Genomic DNA, 18,354 nt, shown 5'->3' with positions numbered 1-18,354 from the left:
GAGCGTCCTTAACCTCTGATTGTGGCAAGAAGCAACGTGGTTGCGGCGTCAACTTGTGTATCGCGCCTGCAACATCGCCTTGGTCCGGATTCGGGGCTGTTCGATCCCTGCCTAAGCCCGTATCTTTGCGCCCTTGTCACACGACTTCACAATCCAAAACGATCCTCGAACGAGCGGAACGACGGCATGGCGGCAGAGGCATCGGGCAGCGATCTGGTCCAGGTGGTGGCGCTGCTTGCTGCCGGCGTCGTCGCCGTTCCCATCTTCAAGCGCATGGGGTTGGGCTCGATTCTCGGCTACCTGGCCGCCGGCGTGGTGATCGGACCGTTCGGCCTGCGCATCTTTTCCGAATCGGAAGCCATCCTCCATGTCGCCGAACTCGGCGTCGTCATGTTCCTGTTCATCATCGGGCTGGAAATGCAGCCGTCGCGGCTATGGGGCCTGCGCCGCGAGATTTTCGGGCTCGGCGCGTTTCAGGTCGGCGTCTGCGCGATCCTGCTCACCGGCGTTGGAATGGCCGGCGGGTTTCCAGTCTCGCAATCCTTCGTTGCCGGCGCCGGATTCGTGCTGACCTCGACGGCAATCGTCATGCAGCTCCTCGAGGAACGCGGCGAAATCGCCTCGCCGAAAGGCCAGCGCATCGTCTCCATCCTGCTGCTGGAAGACCTCGCCATCGTGCCGCTGCTGGCCCTGATCGCGTTCCTGGCGCCTGGCGGCGCCGATACCAGCCTGTCGGAGCGGCTGACAGAGGTCGGTATAGGCCTTGCCGCGATCGTCGGGCTGGTGGTGGCCGGGCGCTATCTGCTGAACCCCTTCTTCCGCATCCTGGCGGATGCCCGTGCCCGCGAAGTCATGACGGCCGCCGCGCTTCTGGTCGTGCTCGGGTCGGCGCTCGCCATGCAGCTCAGCGGCCTGTCGATGGCGATGGGTGCGTTCCTGGCCGGCGTGCTTCTGTCCGAATCGACCTTCCGCCATCAGCTCGAGGCCGACATCGAACCGTTCCGCGGCATCCTGCTCGGCCTGTTCTTCCTCGCGGTCGGCATGTCGCTCGACCTGCATGTGGTGGCCGCGAACTGGAAGCTGATCGCCATCTATGTCGTCGCCTACATGGCAATGAAGGCGTTCGGCATCTATGCCGTCGCCCGAATCCTCAAGACAGGCCATCGCGAAGCGCTGGAACGTGCGGTCTTCATGGCGCAAGGCGGCGAATTCGCCTTCGTTCTCTATTCGGCCGCCGCCGCCGTCGGCATCATCGACAACCAGGCCAATGCGACACTCACCGCCATTGTCATCATCTCCATGGTGCTAACCCCGCTGGCCATCGTGGCGTTGCGGTACCTGACGCCGCGCGACGAGCAGTCGCTCGATGGGGTCGATGTCGCCGACGGTCTGAGCGGCAGCGTGCTGATCATCGGCTTCGGCCGCTTCGGGCAGATCGCCAGCCAGCCGCTGCTGCTGCGCGGCATCGATGTGTCGATCATCGACAACGACGTTGAGATGATCCAGGCGGCGGCCGACTTCGGCTTCAAGGTCTATTATGGCGACGGCACGCGGCTCGATATCCTCCATGCCGCGGGTGCCGGCAGGGCGCGCGCCGTGCTCATCTGCGTCGACAAGGCCGATGCCGCCGTTCGCATCGCCGAGCTTGTCAAAGCCGAGTTCCCCTTGCTGACCGTACTGGCCCGCGCCTTCGATCGCGGCACGGCACTGCAGCTCATTCGCGCGGGCGTCGATTTCCAGCTGCGCGAGACCTTCGAATCGGCGCTGGTGTTCGGCGGCTCGGCCCTGGAATCGCTCGGCGTGGATCCGGAGGACGTGGCCGAAACGATTGAGGATGTCAGGCGCCGCGACACCGACCGTTTCGAAACCCAGCTCGCCGAAGGCATCCGCGCCGGACAGCGTTTCCTCAGGGGCAATATCGGAACGCCGATTCCGACGCCGCTGTCCACGCCGCGACGTGCCGGTCAGGCCCTCAATGAAGAGACGGCCGGCGTCCTGCATAAATCCGAAACTGCCGATTGAATCCGCCGATTGAATAGGGAACCACGCATGGAATTGGACAGCAGAGCCCTGTCGGTCAGCAAATTCTGGCGTGACGCCGGCGAGGACGCATGGTTCGAGAAGAACGAGGCCTTCGATACCGACTTCCGCAATCGCTTTCTCGACCTGCACTACGCAGCCGCGCGGCGTGAATGCGACGGCTGGTCGGATCATGCCGAAGGCTCGCTGGCGCTGATGATCCTGCTCGACCAGTTTCCACGAAATTGCTTTCGCGGCACCGGCCATATGTATGCAACCGACCCGCTTGCCAGGCATTTCGCTCAAAAAGCGGTTTTGGCCGGCCACGATCTGTTGCTCGAACCGGAACTCCGCGTATTCCTCTATCTGCCATTCGAGCACTCGGAACTGCTCGCCGATCAGGAAAGGTCCGTGGCACTCACCACCGCCAATGCGCCCGAATACCTCAAATATGCCGAGGAGCACCGCGACATCATCCAGCGCTTCGGCCGCTTTCCGCACCGCAACAGGATGCTCGGCCGCGAAACCACGCCGGAGGAAAAGGCATTTCTGGACGGTGGTGGTTTCTCTGGCTGATGCCCAGCCCGCCTAGGGTAGCCACCAGTCGCGGCCGGATGGCAGTCGCTCGATGCCTGATGCGTCGACGGCCCCCAAGCGCTCGGCCACGCTACGGCCGGCAACCGCCAGACCGGGCGCGATCTCGGCCAGCGGCGCCAGGACGAAGGCGCGTTCCAGCATGCGCGGATGCGGCACTTCCAGCCCGGTCTCGTGGATGACACGGTCACCGAACACCAGAATGTCGATATCGATCAGGCGCGGCCCCCAGCGCTCCTCGCGCACCCGCTTCAGCTTGCGCTCCGCGTCGAGGCAGAGGTCGAGCAGCGCACGAGGCGAAAGCCGCGTCGACAGTTCGGCGGCGGCGTTGAGGAAATCCGGCTGGTCGAGCTTGCCCCAGGGCGGCGTGCGGTAGAGCGAGGAGACGGCGGCCACGCTTGTATCGGCATCGGCGTCGAGAATGCGCAGCGCCGCGGCCATCGAGGCCGCCGGGTCGCCGAGATTGCCGCCGAGGCTGAGATAGACGGTGTTATTCTGGCCAGACAACGGTCACCTCGACGTAATCGAGCACGCCAGGCACCGGTGCGTTGGGCTTGCGCACGGTGATTTCGGCCTTCCTGATCTGGGGAAACCGCTCCGTCAGCGCCTTTGCCACCTCCATTGCCAGGGCCTCGATCAGGAAGCGCCGCTCGCCGGTGATGATCTTCTCGATCACCATGAAGGCGATGCCGTAATTGACGGTTTCCCCGATCGCGTCGTCGACAAGGGCGCGTCCAGGGTCAACTGACAGCACCGCGTCGACATAGAAACGCTGACCCAGCGCCTCCTCCTCGTCCAGCACGCCATGCCGGGCAAAGAAGGCGCAGTTTTTCAAGCGGATGACATACATGGCTCAGCGTCCCGGTCCTTAGAGCGACGTGCGTCCACTTGGACGCACAAAGTACGCTCTAACACTTTTGAATCTACGCATCGTGCTTTCCGAAAATCGATCCCGATTTTCGGGCCGATGCGGCGGTTTCACGTGCCAGCATAGCATCCGCCATGGCCAGTGCGTCCACGTTGATTGCGACATCGTGGACGCGAAACAGATGCGCGCCCTTGAGCCTGAGAATGACGCTGGTCGCCGCCGTTCCGGCGGCGCGGTCGGCCGCATCGCGGCCGGTGACGGTGCCGATGAAGCGCTTTCGCGAGGTGCCGGCCATCAGCGGAAAGCCGAGCCCATGAAGCTCGGAGAACCGCGCCATCAGGTCGAGGTTTTCCTCCGCCGTCTCCTTGGCGAAGCCGAAACCGGGGTCGAGCACGATATGGTCGTCGGCGACACCGTGCCCGCGGGCGATCTCCAGCGATTTTCCCAGGAAAGCCAACTGGTCGGCAATGACGTCGGGCAGCTTCTCGCGATCCCGCCCGGTATGCATGATGATGAGCCCGGCACCGGTTTCAGCCGCGATGCGCGCAATGTCAGGTTCGCGCTGCAAGCCCCAGACATCGTTGACGATGTGCGCGCCGGCAGCCACCGCAAGGCGCGCGGTTTCGGCACGATAGGTATCGACGGAAATCAGCACGTCGCCGGCGCTCGCCAGCGCCTCGATTACAGGCAGGACGCGCGCCTGTTCCTCCCCGGCCGATACCGCGCCAGCGCCGGGCCGGGTCGATTCTCCCCCGACATCGACAATCCCCGCCCCTTCGGCGATCATGCGGCGTGCCTGGGCCAGCGCCGTCTCGATCCCACTAAACAGGCCGCCGTCGGAAAAGCTGTCAGGGGTGACGTTGAGGATGCCGGCAACCACGGCTCTTTCGCCAAGGTCGAGATGGCGTCCATGGGCCAGTTGCCATCGCCTCGCCGTCATTGCTCGTCAACCTTGGAGAATGATGCCGAAAAATGTGAAGCGGTTTTCGGACGACATCATGCTCTACCCCTTTGATTTAGAGGCGGATTCAGATTTCAGGTCGAATCGACCTGAAATCATCCGACTCTAGGCTCATCAACGATGTGTGATCCGCATCGGATCAATTCCGTTGCGCCGGCAACGGCCGTAAAGCAAGGTGCTCGAAGAGGCAACATGATGAAACGATCCCTGCTCTGCGCACTGCTGCTTGCCATGACCGCCATCCCGGCGGGCGCGGCCAGTCTCGTGAAGACATACAGCTATTTTTCCATCGGCGGCAGCACCCTCGACGATATCGAGACGCAGCTTTCCAAACACGGGCCACAGGTCAAGAGCACTGGTTCCCGTCACCCCGGCGCCACCCAGATGGCCTTCACCACCCGCATCAGCTACGCCCGGCAGGCAGGTTCCTGCCGGATCGCCGACGCCGCCGTGACCGTCAAGGTCAAGGTGATCCTTCCGGAATGGCGCCGCCCCCGCAACGCGGACGCCGACGTGAAGCTGTTCTGGGACACGCTGTCGGCCGACATCAAGCGCCATGAGGAGCGCCATGTCGAGATTGCCAAGAACCATGCCCGCAAGCTGGAAGAGGCGCTGAAGGCGACCTATCCGCGGAAGGATTGCGATGCGGCAAAGGCCAAGGCGGCCCAAATCACCGCCACCGTCCTCGCCGAGCACGACCGCGCCCAGGTGCAGTTCGACCGCGTCGAGAGCGTCAATTTCGAAAGCCGCATCCTGCGGCTCCTGCGCTATCGCATCGAGCGCATCGAGAGTGGCCAATTGCGACCGCCGGCCTGAATTTTCCTCGGCGCATCCATGGCGCCAACCCGGTCGAAGCGTAGTGCCAGATTCGAAAAATTTGCGAGCGGCGGTCGAAATCGGCCTATAGGGAACGACATATCACGGGTTGGCAGCGCACGACCCATAGAGCACGAGCACCACGACCGATCGCGTGGCGGACACACCAGGCCGGCCCTGTCGGTGAACCGCACGGCGCGCAAGCACATGGACAAAAGACTATGGACCAGGCTGTCGACAAGCAGACCATGACGGCTGCAGCCACGCCGCTGACCGAAAGCGAGAAGAACGCCATCATCGCCGGCGTGCTTCTGTCGATGCTGTTGGCGGCGCTCGATCAGACCATCGTCGCGCCGGCGATGCCGACCATCGGCCACGCGCTCGGCCATGCGCAATATCTGCCATGGATCGTCACCGGCTACCTCCTGACCGCGACCGCCATGGCACCGCTCTACGGCAAGATCTCGGACGTTTATGGCCGCCGGCCAACCGTTTATGCCGCCATCCTGATCTTTCTCCTCGGATCGGTGGTCAGTGCGATGGCGCCAAACATGTTTGTGCTGGTCGTCGGCAGGGCCATCCAGGGCGCCGGCGGTGGCGGCCTGTTCACCTTGACGCAAACCGTCATCGGCGACCTCGTCCCGCCACGCGAACGAGCGCGCTACGCCGCCTGGATCTCCGGCACCTGGGCCGTCGCCAGCATCGCCGGGCCCCTGCTTGGCGGCACCTTCGCCGAACATCTTCACTGGTCGCTGATTTTCTGGATCAACATCCCGCTCGGCCTGCTGGCGATGGCGATCATCAACAACCCGCTCAAGAAGCTGCCGATCGCCGCCAAGCATCATCGCATCGACGGCCTGGGCGCGCTGCTGCTGGTCGCGGCCACGGCCTTGCTGCTGCTGGCGCTCAACTGGGGCGGCAGCGAGTACCCGTGGCTGTCCGGCGAAATCATCGGGCTGCTGGCGGCGTCCGCGGTTTTCTGGGCGGCGTTCTCGCTGCGGCTGCTGCGCGCGGCCGAACCGCTCATCTCGCTTGAGGTGCTGAGCAACCCGATCGTCCGCGCCGGCACCTTGTCGATGTTCCTTCTGCAGGCTGCCAACATAGGCCTGGCGGTCTACCTGCCTGTCTACCTGCAGTCGATCGTCGGCCTTTCGGTCAGCGAGTCGGGTCTTGCGATGCTGGGGCTGCTGCTTGGCACCGTGGCCGGCGCGACATTCAGCGGGCGAACAATACCGCGCTTCGTCCACTACAAGCGGATCGCCATGGTGGGCGTGCTCTTCTCGATCATATGCCTCGGCCTGCTCGCCCTCGTCGCCGGACACGCTTCGCTGCTGGTCGTCGAAGTCCTGACGGTCTGCATCGGCCTGGGCAGCGGGACGACCTTCCCGGTCGCCACCGTATCGGTCCAGAACGCCGTCGACCGGGCGCATCTTGGCGTCGCAACCGGCGTGCTGACCTTCCTGCGTTCGCTGGGCAGCGCGCTGGGCGTTGCAATGCTCGGCGCCGTCGCCCTCGGCTATGGCCTGCCGCTGGCCGGCGAAGGCACGCTGGCCGTCGGCCAGGTCATATCCGCCGAGCCCTTCGTGATGATCTTCCTTGTCGCCGCGGCGACGCTGTTCCTGGCGCTGATCACGCTTGCGTTGATGCCGGAAAAACCGCTTCGCGGCCAGGCCGAGTACCCGCCGGTGATGGCCGAGTAGAGCCGGTCAGCGAGGTCACTCCACCACGCCGAGCTTCTTTTGCAAGCTCGTGGACGATGTCGTGTACTGGAACACGATACGTTCGCCGGGGCTGATGATGCGCTTGGCGGCCTGCGCCATCAGCGCCACCTCGTGAAAACCCGACAGGATCAGCTTCAGCTTGCCGGGATACCAGTTGATGTCGCCCACCGCGAAAATGCCGGGCACCGATGTCTGGAACTTCTCGGTGTCGACCGGGATCAGGTTCTCGTGGAGATTGAGCCCCCATTCCGCGATCGGGCCGAGCTTCATGGTCAGGCCGAAGAACGGCAGCATGCGGGTGCAAGGCACCTCGACATCGCCCTCCGGACCACCCTTGATGGTCGCGGATGAGAGCTGGCCGTCGGCGCCGGTGAGCCCGGTCACCTGGCCAACCTTGAATTCCAGCTGCTTCATCTCCTGCATGGCATACATCTTGTTGACGCTGTCGGGCGCCGCCCGGAATTCAGGGCGCCTATGAACCAGCGTGACGCTCTTTGCCACCGGCTGCAGGTTCAGCGTCCAGTCGAGCGCCGAGTCGCCGCCACCGACGATGACCAGGTCGTGGCCGCGAAAATCCTCCATCCGGCGCACCGAATAGAAGACGCTCTTGCCTTCATAGGGTTCGATGCCGGGGATCGGCGGGCGCTTCGGCTGGAACGAGCCGCCACCGGCGGCGATCACCACCACCTTGGCCTCGAACACCTCATTTTCGTCCGTGGTGACGCGAAAGCTGCCATCCTCCAGCTTCTCGAGGCTGGAAACCATCCGGTTGTAGGTGAAATCCGGCTTGAACGGCGCGATCTGCTCAAGCAGCTTGTCGACCAGCCCCTGCGCCGAGATCGAAGGCCAGCCGGGAATGTCGTAGATCGGCTTCTCCGGATAGAGTTCCGCGCATTGGCCGCCCGGCCGGTCGAGAATATCGATCAGATGGCACTTCATGTCGAACAGGCCGAGCTCGAACACCGAAAACAGGCCGACCGGCCCTGCCCCGACAATGAGGACGTCTGTGCTGATGGTGCCGGTCATGCGCTCTGCCTCGCTGCTGTGTTGGCGTGAGACTGCATGACCACCGGCTCGCTGCCAAGCGGCAGCGGGAAAAATCGGCTTTTCAGCCCTGGCGCTCCGGCACCCGCACGACGAGGCCGTCGAGCGCGTCGCGCACCTTGATCTGGCAGGAAAGCCGCGAATTCGGCTGGACCTCGTAGGCGAAGTCCAGCATGTCCTCTTCCATCGCCTCCGGCTCTCCGACTTCGGCCGTCCACGCCTCATCGACATAGACATGGCAGGTCGCGCAGGCGCAGGCGCCGCCGCACTCCGCCTCGATCCCCGGCACGGCGTTGCGGATGGCGTTTTCCATCACCGTCGAGCCGTTCTCGGCATCCACGTCGAAATGTGTGCCGTCATGGGCGATGAAGGTCAGTTTTGTCATTTGTCACCTGAGAGTTTCCGCCGAGATAATCACTCCGGCAGACAAGTCAACTGCCGCGCGAAAGCGCCGCTCGGTGACGTTTTTCCGCAAACCGGGATCAGCGATTGATTGCGGCGATGAAATCGCGCACTTCGTCGATCAGCGTGCCAAGCCGTTTGAGTGTCTGACCGTCCTCCGGACGACGCTCGATTTCGGTGGCGCAATCGGCGATGGCGAAGGCGCCGACGCCGCGCGCCGAGCCTTTCAGCCCATGCGCCAGCAGAAGCCGGCCCTTGACGTCGGCGTCGACTATTTTGTCGCGCACAGATAGCGCCTGCTGTACAAAGAGCGCCAGCACCTCTTGCTCGAGGGCGCGATCGCCCATCGTTTGCCGGGCAAGGTGTGCCAAATCGACCGGCCGGGACTGCCTCGTTCCCGATACGTCGCCCCCGGGCATTGAGAAGGCAATGCCGCTTTCGCCACGCATGAACTCGAACTCCGTTTTCTTCGGTCGCCTGAAAAACTAGGCGCATCCAGTGGACAACGGGTTAATGAGTGGCCCGGAAAAATGTTGCGAAAGCGGCACCGGAATCACGCTTCTGTTAACCTTATATTTAAAGTTTTACGTATCCCACGGAATGCATGTTTTCTTTACCCCCCTGTGTCATTACGATACGAGGGGTCCATTTTCAGCCTCCTGCGCGGGGGTACGACAAAGACAATTATAAGCCCGCGGCAGCTAGTACAGGGTAGCGAAGGCATGGCGAAGAAACCAACGACGACGACGAGAACTCTCGACAACGATGTAGCCAGGGAACTGGAAAAAGCGCTCGATATCGACCTCAGCAGCGACACTGACGGCGATCTCGATATCGCAGCTTCGATGGAAGATCTGGAAGCCCAGATATCCCAGGCCGCCGATGAATTGGCACGAGAGGGACGCAACCAGAAGTCGGAGCCCACCGTCAGTCAGGCCCAGCCCGCCAAGCCCGCGCCAAAAGCCAAACCCGCCGAACTGCGCCCCGTTGAGACGCGCAATGGCAATGGCACACAGGCGACAGGCTTCGGCACACAGGCGACGGGCTTCGCCCCGGCCAATGACGATCGCCAGAAGGATTACAAGACACTCCTGCACAGCCTCAACCGGCGCGCCTCCAACACCGTCTATTGGGTCATTGCCTTTGTCTCGCTCGCCTGGATCGCGGGCGCCGGCGGATTGGCCAACCTGCTTTTCGGACCGAGCATCTGGCGGATCCGCACGCTCGACCAGTTCTTTGCTCGTCCCGAGCTGATCGGCCTCGCCGTCGCGGCGATCGTGCCGGTGATCCTGTTCTGGGCCTTCGCGGCGATGATCCGTCGCGCCCAGGACATGCGCATTGCCGCCCAGTCGATGACCGAAGTAGCTTTCCGCCTGACCGAGCCAGAAAACCTCGCCCAGGATCGCGTCATGATGATCGGCCAAGCCGTTCGCCGCGAGGTCGCGGCCATGGGCGAAGGCATCGAACGCACGCTCGCCCGCGCCGTGGAACTGGAAACGCTGGTCCATAGCGAGGTCAACCAGATCGAGCGCTCCTATTCGGAAAACGAAACCCGCATCCGCTCGCTCGTCGACGGGCTCGGCAGCGAGCGCGAGGCAGTCGTCACCCATGCGGAGCGCGTCCGCGCCTCGATTTCGGGCGCGCATGAAACGCTCAAGGAGGAAATCGGCGCCGCCAGCGACATCATCCGCGACTCGATCCTCAACGCGTCGACCAAGCTGTCGATGACGATCACGAATTCCGGTGACACGCTGATCGACCGCATCAATGAAAGCTCGATGTCGATCTTCGATTCGGTCGAAGGCCGCCTCGACACCATCACCGACAGGCTGTCGACCTCCGGCGAGGCCTTCGCCTCCCTGCTCGACACCCGCATCGCAAAATTGACGGACACGACGGACGGCCTGACCCGGTCGCTGACCGACCTGCTCGACGATCGCACCACCGGCATGGTGTCGCTGCTTGGCGGCGCCGCCCGCACCCTCAATTCGGAATTCGAAGCCAGCCTCAACGGCATCGAGCGCACGCTGGCCGAACGCGGCCAGGCGCTGATCAGTGAATTCCAGACCCGCGCCGAGGCGCTCGACACCGGCACGCAGAAGCTCAACGCGGCGCTCGAGGCCCGCGCCCGCCAGATCAATGAGACACTGGTCGAACGCGCCCGCGAAATCGCCCACACCTTCGCCGAAAGCAAGGATACGTTGTCCGCGATGATCGATCAGGGCAAGACCCAGATCGGCGCCGACATGGCCGACATCGTCAACTCGACATCGACCATGCTGGAGGCTCGCGCCAGCGACTTTGCCGGACGCATGGAAGCGGCGCGTCATGTCGTCTCGCGTTCGTTCGATTCCGACATCCAGCGCCTTTCCGATGCCCGCGTCGGCATCGAGGAAGCCGTCGAGAACCACAGCCGCAAGCTGTCCGAAAGCCGTGAGCGTATGGCGGCCGCCATGGAGGCGGACCTGGCGAAATTCGACGAGAGCCGTGCCGGCATCGATGCCGCGGTGACCAACCAGGTGCAGAAGCTGGCCGAAGGCCGCAGCCTGATCGCGCGTGCCCTCGAAGAGGATCTGCGCAAGGTCAACGAATCGCGCGCTGCCATCGATGCATCGCTCGGCAGCCATCTCGAAAGGCTGGAGGAAGGCCGCAACCGGCTCTCCCTGGCTCTCAACGAAGACTCCGGGAAGCTCGTGCAAGCTCGTACGATCATTGATGAAATGGTTGCCGGACATGTCGGGAAACTGGCTGAAGGCCGCAACATCCTGTCGCGTGCCCTTGAGGCCGATCTCGGCAAACTGTCCGACAGCCGCGCCGACATCGATGGCCTCGTCGCCGGCCAGGTGGAGAAGATCGCCGAGGGCCGCGCCGTTCTCGCCAGGGCGTTGGAAAGCGACATCGCCGGCATCAAGAGCCTCATCGAGTCGCACTCGGCAAAGCTGGCCGAAGACCGCAGCCTGCTCGGCCGTTCGCTCGAGGACGACCTTTCGGGCATAAGGAACCTGATCGAAGATCATTCGGGACGGCTCTCCAACGACCGCAGCCTGCTGTCGCAGACGCTCGAAGCCGACCTTGCCAAGCTGGCCGAGAGCCGCTCGAGCATCGACGGCTTGGTCGCCGGCCAGGTCGAGAAGCTGGCCGAAGGCCGCGACATCCTCAAGCGGGCGCTGGAGTCGGACCTCAACACCATCAAAGGCGTCATATCCAGCCAGTCGGAGAAACTGGCCGAGGACCGTGGACAGCTTTCGCGGGTCCTGGAAGCCGACCTGCAGAATGTGAACAGCGTCATCGCCGACCACATGAACAGGCTCGTTCAGGATCGTTCGACCCTGTCGAAGGCTCTCGAGGACGACCTTGCCAAGCTGGCCGAAAGCCGCTCCAGCATCGACGGTCTGGTCGCCGGTCAGGTCGAGAAGCTGTCGGAAGGCCGCGACATCCTGCGGCGCGCCCTGGAAGCCGACCTCAACACCATCAAGAACACCGTCGCCGACCAGTCGCAGAAGCTGGTCGATGACCGTGCGCAATTCGCCAGGGCACTCGAAGCCGATCTCGAAAGCGTCAACAGCCTTGTCAACAGCCATTCCGAACGGCTCGTCCAGGATCGTTCGACGCTGTCGAAGGCGCTGGAGGACGACCTCGAAGGCGTCAACACCCTTGTCAACAGCCACGCGGACAGGCTTGTCCAGGAGCGTTCGACCCTGTCCAGGGCACTCGAGGACGACCTTGCCAAGCTGGCCGAAAGCCGCTCCAGCATCGACGGTCTGGTCGCCGGCCAGGTGGAGAAGCTGGCCGAAGGCCGCGACGTTCTCAAGCGCGCGCTCGAAGCCGATCTTGCCAAGCTCGCCGAAAGCCGCTCCAGCATCGACGGCCTGGTTGCCGGCCAGGTGGAGAAGCTGGCCGAGGGCCGCGACATTCTCAAGCGCGCGCTCGAAGCCGACCTGCAGAAGCTGACCGAAAGCCGAGGCGACATCGACGGCATCATCGCCGGCCATGTCGGCAAGCTGGCCGAAGGCCGCGACATGCTGAGCCGCGCGCTGGAAGAGGATCTCGGCAAGCTCGCTGAGACCCGCAAGGACGTTGACCGCTCGCTGTCTGGCCACATCGATCAGATCGCGGCCAGGAGCACCGACATTTCCACCGCGATCGCGGCCGACGTGGAAAAGATCGAAGAGGCGTTCAGTCGCCAGACCGGGATCATCGAGGAACGCGCAGGCACCATGGAACGCGCGCTCTCGACCGGCGTCGACAACGTCCGCAACGTGCTCGAAAAGAGCGCCGTCTTCGTCGCCGGCGCTTTGCGCGAAAAGGTCCTTGAAGTCACCAGCGCGCTGCATGAGCAGGCGGGTGCGGCGTTCAGCGACGCCGATCGCAAGATCGCCGAGCGCGCCGAGCAGACGTCCGCCGCATTGCTGGCGCGGGCCGAAGACATCGCCCGTACCTTCGAGGATGCGGATCGTCGTCTCCATGCCCGTGCCGAAGACACTTCGAACGCCTTGCTTGCCCGGGCGGACGATACTTCCAGCACGCTGCTGGCCCGCGCCCACGAAACCGCCGACCAACTGGCTGCCCGTGCCAGCGAGATCGCCGGAACCTTCGACATGGCCGACCAGAAGCTTGCCGCTCGCGCTCAGGAGACCGCCGATCAGCTCTCCGCCCGCGCCAACGAGATCGCCGGCACTTTCGACGCGGCCGACCAGAAGCTTGTCGCCCGCGCCGTCGAGACGGCACAGTCGCTGGCCGCCCGCGCCGGCGACATCCTGCGCAACTTCGAAAGCGCCGACCAGCGGCTCGGCGTGCGCATCGGCGAATCGGCCGAGGCGCTCGCTGCCCGCGCATCGGACCTCGGCCGCATCTTCGATGCCGCCGACCAGCAATTGGTGTCGCGCATCGCGGAAGGTTCGGACGCGCTGTCCAACCGCGCTTCCGAGATCGGCCGCATCTTCGAAGAGGCAGACCAACGCCTGGTTTCGCGCATCGCCGACAGCACGTCGACGATCGGCGAGCACGCGCAGACCATCGTCGGCGCCTTCGCCAACACCGAGCAGAGGGTCGCCGATCGTGCGCGGCAGACCGGCCAGGAACTGGCCGTGCATGCCCGCGAAATCGAGCAGGCGCTTGCCGGCGCCGACGAGCGTCTCGCATCGAGCGCGGCGGCTGCAGCCGCCCGTGTCGAGGAGCAGGTCGCCAACGTCGAGAACCGGCTCGCCTACACCGCCGAGACGATGGGCCAGAGGCTCAACGAGCAGGTCTCGAGCGCCGAGGCACAACTGGTGTCACGCGCCAATGTGATCGCCGAGACCTTCACGGCGGTCGGCCAGCATATCGGCCAGAGCACCAACGACGCCGCCAAGACGATCGGCGCCAATACCCGTGAGCTCAACACCATGCTCGCGGCGCGCTCCGCCGAGATGTCGAAGATCCTCGACGAAACCGCCCGCCCATTGGTCGAGCGTTTCGCCCAGGGCGGCTCGGAGCTGCAAAAGAGCATGGAAGAGGTCACGGAACGCGCCACCGAGAAGCTGCGCAGCGAGAATGCAGCCCTTGTCAACGCGCTCGCCAGCCGCACCGCCGAGACCTTGTCGGCGGTCGAAGGCGCGCGCTCGTCGCTGTCCGACAGCGTCGCTGACCTCATCGGCCGCATGACCAAGTCCAGCTCGCAGCTTGGCCAGCTGATCGAGCAGGCCGCGGTCAATCTCGGCGAGGTCGACGAACGCCTGACCGGCAGCACGCAGAGCTTCGCGGCCACCACTGAAAAGGCGGCACAGACCTTTGCCAGCTCGGCGCGGCTGGTCGATTCGAACACGACAAGGCTGACGGACCTGTCCTCGTCGACCTTGCGTGAAGTCGCCTCGATCGCCACCAAGTTCGACGAACACAGCCGTCTGCTGGCCAGCGCCTCGGACCTGTTGAGTTCGGCCCAGAGCAACCTCGAACACACGCTCGAAAGACAGTCGTCGCTCGAGGATCTCGCGGTCGGCCTGGTCAAGAAGTCGGAAGATCTCGAAAGGGTCATGCGCTCGTTCGAAAACCTGGTCGGCCAGACGCTGCAGAACGCCGAAGGCAAGACGATGGAGTCGGCCGACAAGATCCGCAACGCCATCACCGACGTCGTCGATTCGGCCACCAAGCGCTTCGCCGATGCGACCGAGGAGATGCGGCGCACGGCGGGCTCGATCAAGAGCGAGCTCGACCTCACCCGCGCCGAGCTCAAGAAGGGCGTCATCGAGATGCCGGAAGAGGCAAAGGAATCGACCTCCGCCATTCGCCGCGCCGTTTCGGAGCAGATCAACGCCCTGAAGGAGCTCTCGGATATCGTTGCCAAGTCCGGTCGTGGCGGCGGCGATGGTTCGGAGCAACGCCCCTTGCGCCCGGCGCCGCAAGCACCGGCGGCACGGCCGGCTGAGCCGCCGCGTCGTGCCCCGGCGCCGCAACCGGAGCTGCGCACGCCTCAGGCGCCGCTGGGTGGCACCGCGCTGCGTGGCACGCTCGACCTCGATCGTCCGGCCGAGGCGGCACCGCGCCCTCGCGCTGACGCCAATACCCGCACGCCGCAGGGCGGCTGGGTACGCGATCTCTTGACCGCGGCATCGAACGAAGGAGACCTCAGGCCCACGGCGCCTTCCGCGCCCGCGGAAGCACCACGCGCGGCCCCTGCCCAGCGCTCGCCGCTACATGTCGTGGAATCGCTGAACTCGCTCTCCGTCGATATCGCACGGGCCATCGACCACGATGCCTCGATCGAATTGTGGAACCGCTATCGGCGCGGCGAGCGGGACGTGTTCACGCGTCGGCTCTACACGCTGAAGGGCCAGCAGACGTTCGACGAGATCCGCCGCAAGTACCAGGCCGAGGCCGAATTCCGTGCCGCCGTCGACCGCTACTGCGACGACTTCGAAAAACTGCTCAAGGATGTCTCGCGCAACGACCGCGATAACATCATGGCGCAGACCTACCTGACGTCGGACACCGGCAAGGTCTACACAATGCTGGCCCACGCCAGCGGCCGGCTGCACTAAAGCCAGGAATTGAACAGGCGGGACCATGGTCCCGCCTGTTGTTTCTCCAAACCTCCGGCACGCGCTTAACCTGCCAACAACGACTGTTGCGAGCCGATGGATGCGTCGGGGACCGTCCAAGGTTCGACTTCCCCCACAGCGCGGAAATCCGCCGGAAAGCCGCAGCCCTGACGCTCAAAGGGTGTGATCGTGAAGACGGCAATCATATTCGACTGCGAGTTTCTTTGCCTTGAGGGCTCGCAACGCCGATTCTGGTGCGCGGCCCACGATCCCGACCCGGTCATCGCGCAGATCGGCGCGATCAAGCTTGGGCTCGAGGACGACTTTCCGCTGCTCGGCACGCACAAGGCCTATATCAGACCGGTCGACCGGTTTGGTCAAAGATACGCCCTCGACCCGTTCTTCACCAAACTGACCGGCATCACCGAGAAGGACGTCGAGACCGAAGGGGTCGCGCTGGGAGAAGCCCTCGCCAACGTCGATCGTTTTTCCGGTGGCGCGCGGTTCTGGTCCTGGGGCAAGGACGAACTGAACATGATCGCCATCAGCTGCTATATCGCGGGCATTCAGCCTTCGATCCCGGCCACCCGGTTTGACAATGCCGTCAAGCTGCTGATCGCGGCCGGGATGCCGATCGAGGACCTGGCGAGGACGCCGAGCAACAAGCTCGCGGACTACTATGGCGTCGAGCACCCGCCATTGCATGGGCATGAGGCGCTCGACGATGCGCTGTCCTTGGCCTACACGCTGCAGCATCTGATGCTGACCGGAAAGCTGCGGCCGGATGTCTTCGAGCGCCTGTAGCTTGAAAGCGTTGGCGAGATTTAGCTAACGAGACCGGCGCTCAGATCACCGAATCCGTCCAGCGAACGATCTGCCTGGCGGCATCGCCGAACGCATTGTCGAGCGCACCGACATAAGCGGAGTTGCCTTTGCCCGAAACGGGTGCGGATGCGTTGAAGCTCTTGGAGGCTCGCACCTCGCCATTGCGGTCGTTGAGCAAGCGCACGAACAGGTCGACCTCGGCGTGTTCGCCACCGTCGACGCGCACTTCGAAGGACCGGACCTCGACGATGACCTGGTAGTCGATCGCCAGACCCTCGCCCGGCTTGCCGACACCGGCAAAGCTGCCCGAGCGCTGGAACGTCTCGGCCAGCCGCGCCTGCACGATCAGCGGCAGGCGATCGGCCCATTGCGCGCCCTTGAGATACTGGATCGAGCGGTCGGAGGGTTTGATGACGATGTTCTGGCTGTCCAGCGCCTTGAGCGCCGAAGGCTGGGCGATCAGGATCTGCTTGCTGCTATGGCCATGCGCGTCGACCGAAGGCGCAGACAGCTCAAAAGTGTCGAGCGGCGCAGGCTTGCCGCCTAACGCCGCGCAGCCCGCCAGCGTCAGGACAAGCAGTGCCGCAGCCGACGTCAACCCGCCCGTTCTCACCCACACAGACTTCACGCGCGATCCCCGTTGTCCCCGGATCGTAAGATCAACCCGCTTTTGCAGCTCATGTTTCTGGGGCGAGCCGACGCCGAAGTCAACGCCGCGCCCTGCCATCGAATTGCCGAACCTCGCCGTCGCCACCCGAAAGGATACGCTGCGGATTGCGGCTGAGATCCGTCACCGCTTCCTCTATGCGGTTGATCGATCGGCGGCTGTCCTGCACCAGCGCCTCGACATTTGTCAGGCCTTGGCCCGAGAACCGCGCCAGATTGTCGGTGATGACGCCAAGCCGCGCATTCAGCGTGTCGGCGACCTGCTTGAAGGATTTCAGCGTCGCCCTTGCGTCGGCCATCACACCATCCGCCTGGCCGGAGCCGAGCAATTTGTCGACCCTGGCGAGGATACCGTCGACACGCACCGAGGCATCGTTGAGCCGTCGTGCCAATTGCTTTGCATCCTTGATCGTCTGGTCGATGTCGTCGGCCCGGTTGGCGAACTTGTTGGTCACGACGGCGATATCGGCGGCGGCCTTGTTGGCGTTTTCGCTGGCCTTCTGGATGTTGGCCAGCGCCGTGCGCACCTGCGCCGGGTCGATGCCGTCGAGCACGCCGTCGACCTTGGCCAGCGTGCCCTGCGTCTGCTTGGCGAAGTCGTTGACGGACCCGACCGCCGTGTCGACATTCTTGATGACGCCGTCGAGCTGTTGTGAGGTTTGCTTGAGGTTCGCGGTTACCGTGTCGACGTTGGCCACGATGCTCTTGATCTTGTCCTTGTCGACGGCATTGAGCAGGCCTTCCGCCGCCTTCAGCGTGCCGTCGAGCTTGCCGGACACACCCTTCAGTTCGTCGGAGAGCGCGCTGACCGAGGACAGGAACTTGTCGATGCCGTCGGAATTCTTGGCCAGTGCGTCGGAGAATGTCTGCACATTCTTCACGGTCTGCGTCAGCGGCCCGCGGACATCCTTGGTGAAGCCTTCGAGTTCGCTCAGCACCTTGTCGGCGCGGTTGAAGATGTTCTGCGCCGTCTGCAACAGATTGGTCACGGCGGATGGGTTGGCGACGATCTCGGCGACCTTGCCTTCCTTTTCCGCCTGGTCGAGCAGCTTCACTTCCTTGGGATCGGCGCCCTTGAGCTCGATGTTTGCCTGCCCGGTGAGGCCGGCAAGGCCGATATCGGCCTGCGTCGACTTGGTGATCGGCGTCATCCGGTCGATCTCGGTGTCGGCGATGGCGACGGTCGGATTGTCGACGTCGATATAGACACGCTTGACGTCGCCGACCTTGACGCCGTTGAACAGCACGAAGCTGCCGCGGCCGAGGCCGGAAGCCGAACCCGGGATGCGCACGCGCAGCAGCGTCGTCTCGCCCCTGTCACCGATCGCGGCCGTCCAATAGACGAAGCCGAACGCCGCCAGGATCGCAACCAGCGTGAAAATCCCGACAATGACGTAGTTGGCTCTGGTTTCCATTGCTTCA

The 18,354-nt window shown here is 64.0% G+C and carries 14 protein-coding genes; 6 read left to right on the top strand and 8 right to left on the bottom strand.

Annotated features, from left to right (window positions below; genetic code table 11):
- The first annotated feature begins 186 nt into the window (after nt 1–186).
- Together MESOP_RS20560 and MESOP_RS20555 are read left to right on the top strand one after the other, a co-directional pair.
- Nucleotides 187–2,022, top strand: coding sequence for a monovalent cation:proton antiporter-2 (CPA2) family protein (locus MESOP_RS20560; RefSeq protein ID WP_013895265.1), 1,836 nt, complete (start codon nt 187–189; stop codon nt 2,020–2,022).
- A 27-nt stretch (nt 2,023–2,049) separates the two neighbouring features.
- Nucleotides 2,050–2,595 (top strand): DUF924 family protein, encoded by a 546-nt coding sequence (locus MESOP_RS20555; protein ID WP_013895264.1) that lies wholly within the window; start codon nt 2,050–2,052, stop codon nt 2,593–2,595.
- A gap of 12 nt (nt 2,596–2,607) precedes the next feature.
- Here the strand turns inward: MESOP_RS20555 and folK are convergent, their stop codons facing one another.
- The 3 genes from folK to folP all read right to left on the bottom strand — a co-directional run bounded on the left by folK (nt 2,608) and on the right by folP (nt 4,421).
- Nucleotides 2,608–3,120 (bottom strand): 2-amino-4-hydroxy-6-hydroxymethyldihydropteridine diphosphokinase, encoded by a 513-nt coding sequence (gene folK, locus MESOP_RS20550; protein ID WP_013895263.1) that lies wholly within the window; start codon nt 3,118–3,120, stop codon nt 2,608–2,610.
- On the bottom strand, nt 3,104–3,463 hold the full coding sequence (folB, locus tag MESOP_RS20545) for a dihydroneopterin aldolase (RefSeq protein ID WP_013895262.1): 360 nt from the start codon (nt 3,461–3,463) through the stop codon (nt 3,104–3,106). The genes folK and folB overlap by 17 nt, the downstream gene beginning before the upstream one ends.
- Nucleotides 3,464–3,536: 73 nt before the next feature.
- Nucleotides 3,537–4,421 (bottom strand): dihydropteroate synthase, encoded by an 885-nt coding sequence (gene folP / locus MESOP_RS20540; RefSeq protein ID WP_013895261.1) that lies wholly within the window; start codon nt 4,419–4,421, stop codon nt 3,537–3,539.
- A gap of 213 nt (nt 4,422–4,634) precedes the next feature.
- Here folP and MESOP_RS20535 point away from each other — a divergent pair, with 213 nt between their 5' ends.
- Together MESOP_RS20535 and MESOP_RS20530 are read left to right on the top strand one after the other, a co-directional pair.
- A complete protein-coding gene (locus tag MESOP_RS20535) occupies nt 4,635–5,258 on the top strand; it encodes a DUF922 domain-containing Zn-dependent protease (protein WP_041164865.1) in 624 nt (207 codons plus the stop codon).
- A 221-nt stretch (nt 5,259–5,479) separates the two neighbouring features.
- On the top strand, nt 5,480–6,958 hold the full coding sequence (locus tag MESOP_RS20530) for an MDR family MFS transporter (protein WP_013895259.1): 1,479 nt from the start codon (nt 5,480–5,482) through the stop codon (nt 6,956–6,958).
- 15 nt (nt 6,959–6,973) lie between these two features.
- Here MESOP_RS20530 and MESOP_RS20525 read toward each other — a convergent pair whose 3' ends face one another.
- From MESOP_RS20525 to MESOP_RS20515, 3 genes are all read right to left on the bottom strand, one after another.
- Nucleotides 6,974–8,005: an NAD(P)/FAD-dependent oxidoreductase gene (locus MESOP_RS20525; RefSeq protein ID WP_013895258.1), complete on the bottom strand. Its 1,032-nt coding sequence runs from the start codon at nt 8,003–8,005 to the stop codon at nt 6,974–6,976.
- Between the two features lie 82 nt (nt 8,006–8,087).
- Complete coding sequence (locus tag MESOP_RS20520; protein WP_013895257.1) at nt 8,088–8,408, bottom strand: 2Fe-2S iron-sulfur cluster-binding protein; 321 nt, start codon at nt 8,406–8,408, stop codon at nt 8,088–8,090.
- Nucleotides 8,409–8,505: 97 nt separating this feature from the next.
- The gene (locus tag MESOP_RS20515; protein WP_013895256.1) at nt 8,506–8,874 is read right to left on the bottom strand and encodes an Hpt domain-containing protein; all 369 of its coding nucleotides are present in this window, start codon (nt 8,872–8,874) and stop codon (nt 8,506–8,508) included.
- 273 nt (nt 8,875–9,147) lie between these two features.
- Here MESOP_RS20515 and MESOP_RS20510 point away from each other — a divergent pair, with 273 nt between their 5' ends.
- Together MESOP_RS20510 and MESOP_RS20505 are read left to right on the top strand one after the other, a co-directional pair.
- The gene (locus MESOP_RS20510) at nt 9,148–15,441 is read left to right on the top strand and encodes a kinesin (RefSeq protein WP_013895255.1); all 6,294 of its coding nucleotides are present in this window, start codon (nt 9,148–9,150) and stop codon (nt 15,439–15,441) included.
- Nucleotides 15,442–15,630: 189 nt separating this feature from the next.
- Nucleotides 15,631–16,245: a 3'-5' exonuclease gene (locus MESOP_RS20505; RefSeq protein WP_013895254.1), complete on the top strand. Its 615-nt coding sequence runs from the start codon at nt 15,631–15,633 to the stop codon at nt 16,243–16,245.
- 40 nt (nt 16,246–16,285) lie between these two features.
- On the opposite strand, the gene MESOP_RS20500 is transcribed toward MESOP_RS20505, so the two are convergent.
- A complete protein-coding gene (locus tag MESOP_RS20500) occupies nt 16,286–16,894 on the bottom strand; it encodes an ABC-type transport auxiliary lipoprotein family protein (protein ID WP_425339694.1) in 609 nt (202 codons plus the stop codon).
- Nucleotides 16,895–16,973: 79 nt separating this feature from the next.
- Nucleotides 16,974–18,347 (bottom strand): MlaD family protein, encoded by a 1,374-nt coding sequence (locus MESOP_RS20495; RefSeq protein WP_013895252.1) that lies wholly within the window; start codon nt 18,345–18,347, stop codon nt 16,974–16,976.
- Nucleotides 18,348–18,354: the final 7 nt, after the last annotated feature.

Source organism: Mesorhizobium opportunistum WSM2075 (genome assembly GCF_000176035.2).
Lineage (GTDB): Bacteria > Pseudomonadota > Alphaproteobacteria > Rhizobiales > Rhizobiaceae > Mesorhizobium > Mesorhizobium opportunistum.
Note: the sequence above shows the minus strand (reverse complement) of the source record. Positions and strands in the feature narration are given on the sequence as shown.

What these genes read in the sequence shown, in the direction of transcription:
- MESOP_RS20530 (WP_013895259.1), top strand. Translation starts at nt 5,480, where the DNA reads ATGGACCAGGCTGTCGACAAGCAGACCATGACGGCTGCAGCCACGCCG.
- folB (WP_013895262.1), bottom strand. Translation starts at nt 3,463, where the DNA reads ATGTATGTCATCCGCTTGAAAAACTGCGCCTTCTTTGCCCGGCATGGC.
- folP (WP_013895261.1), bottom strand. Translation starts at nt 4,421, where the DNA reads ATGACGGCGAGGCGATGGCAACTGGCCCATGGACGCCATCTCGACCTT.
- MESOP_RS20515 (WP_013895256.1), bottom strand. Translation starts at nt 8,874, where the DNA reads ATGCGTGGCGAAAGCGGCATTGCCTTCTCAATGCCCGGGGGCGACGTA.
- MESOP_RS20520 (WP_013895257.1), bottom strand. Translation starts at nt 8,408, where the DNA reads ATGACAAAACTGACCTTCATCGCCCATGACGGCACACATTTCGACGTG.
- MESOP_RS20525 (WP_013895258.1), bottom strand. Translation starts at nt 8,005, where the DNA reads ATGACCGGCACCATCAGCACAGACGTCCTCATTGTCGGGGCAGGGCCG.
- MESOP_RS20535 (WP_041164865.1), top strand. Translation starts at nt 4,635, where the DNA reads ATGATGAAACGATCCCTGCTCTGCGCACTGCTGCTTGCCATGACCGCC.
- MESOP_RS20510 (WP_013895255.1), top strand. Translation starts at nt 9,148, where the DNA reads ATGGCGAAGAAACCAACGACGACGACGAGAACTCTCGACAACGATGTA.
- MESOP_RS20555 (WP_013895264.1), top strand. Translation starts at nt 2,050, where the DNA reads ATGGAATTGGACAGCAGAGCCCTGTCGGTCAGCAAATTCTGGCGTGAC.
- MESOP_RS20560 (WP_013895265.1), top strand. Translation starts at nt 187, where the DNA reads ATGGCGGCAGAGGCATCGGGCAGCGATCTGGTCCAGGTGGTGGCGCTG.
- MESOP_RS20495 (WP_013895252.1), bottom strand. Translation starts at nt 18,347, where the DNA reads ATGGAAACCAGAGCCAACTACGTCATTGTCGGGATTTTCACGCTGGTT.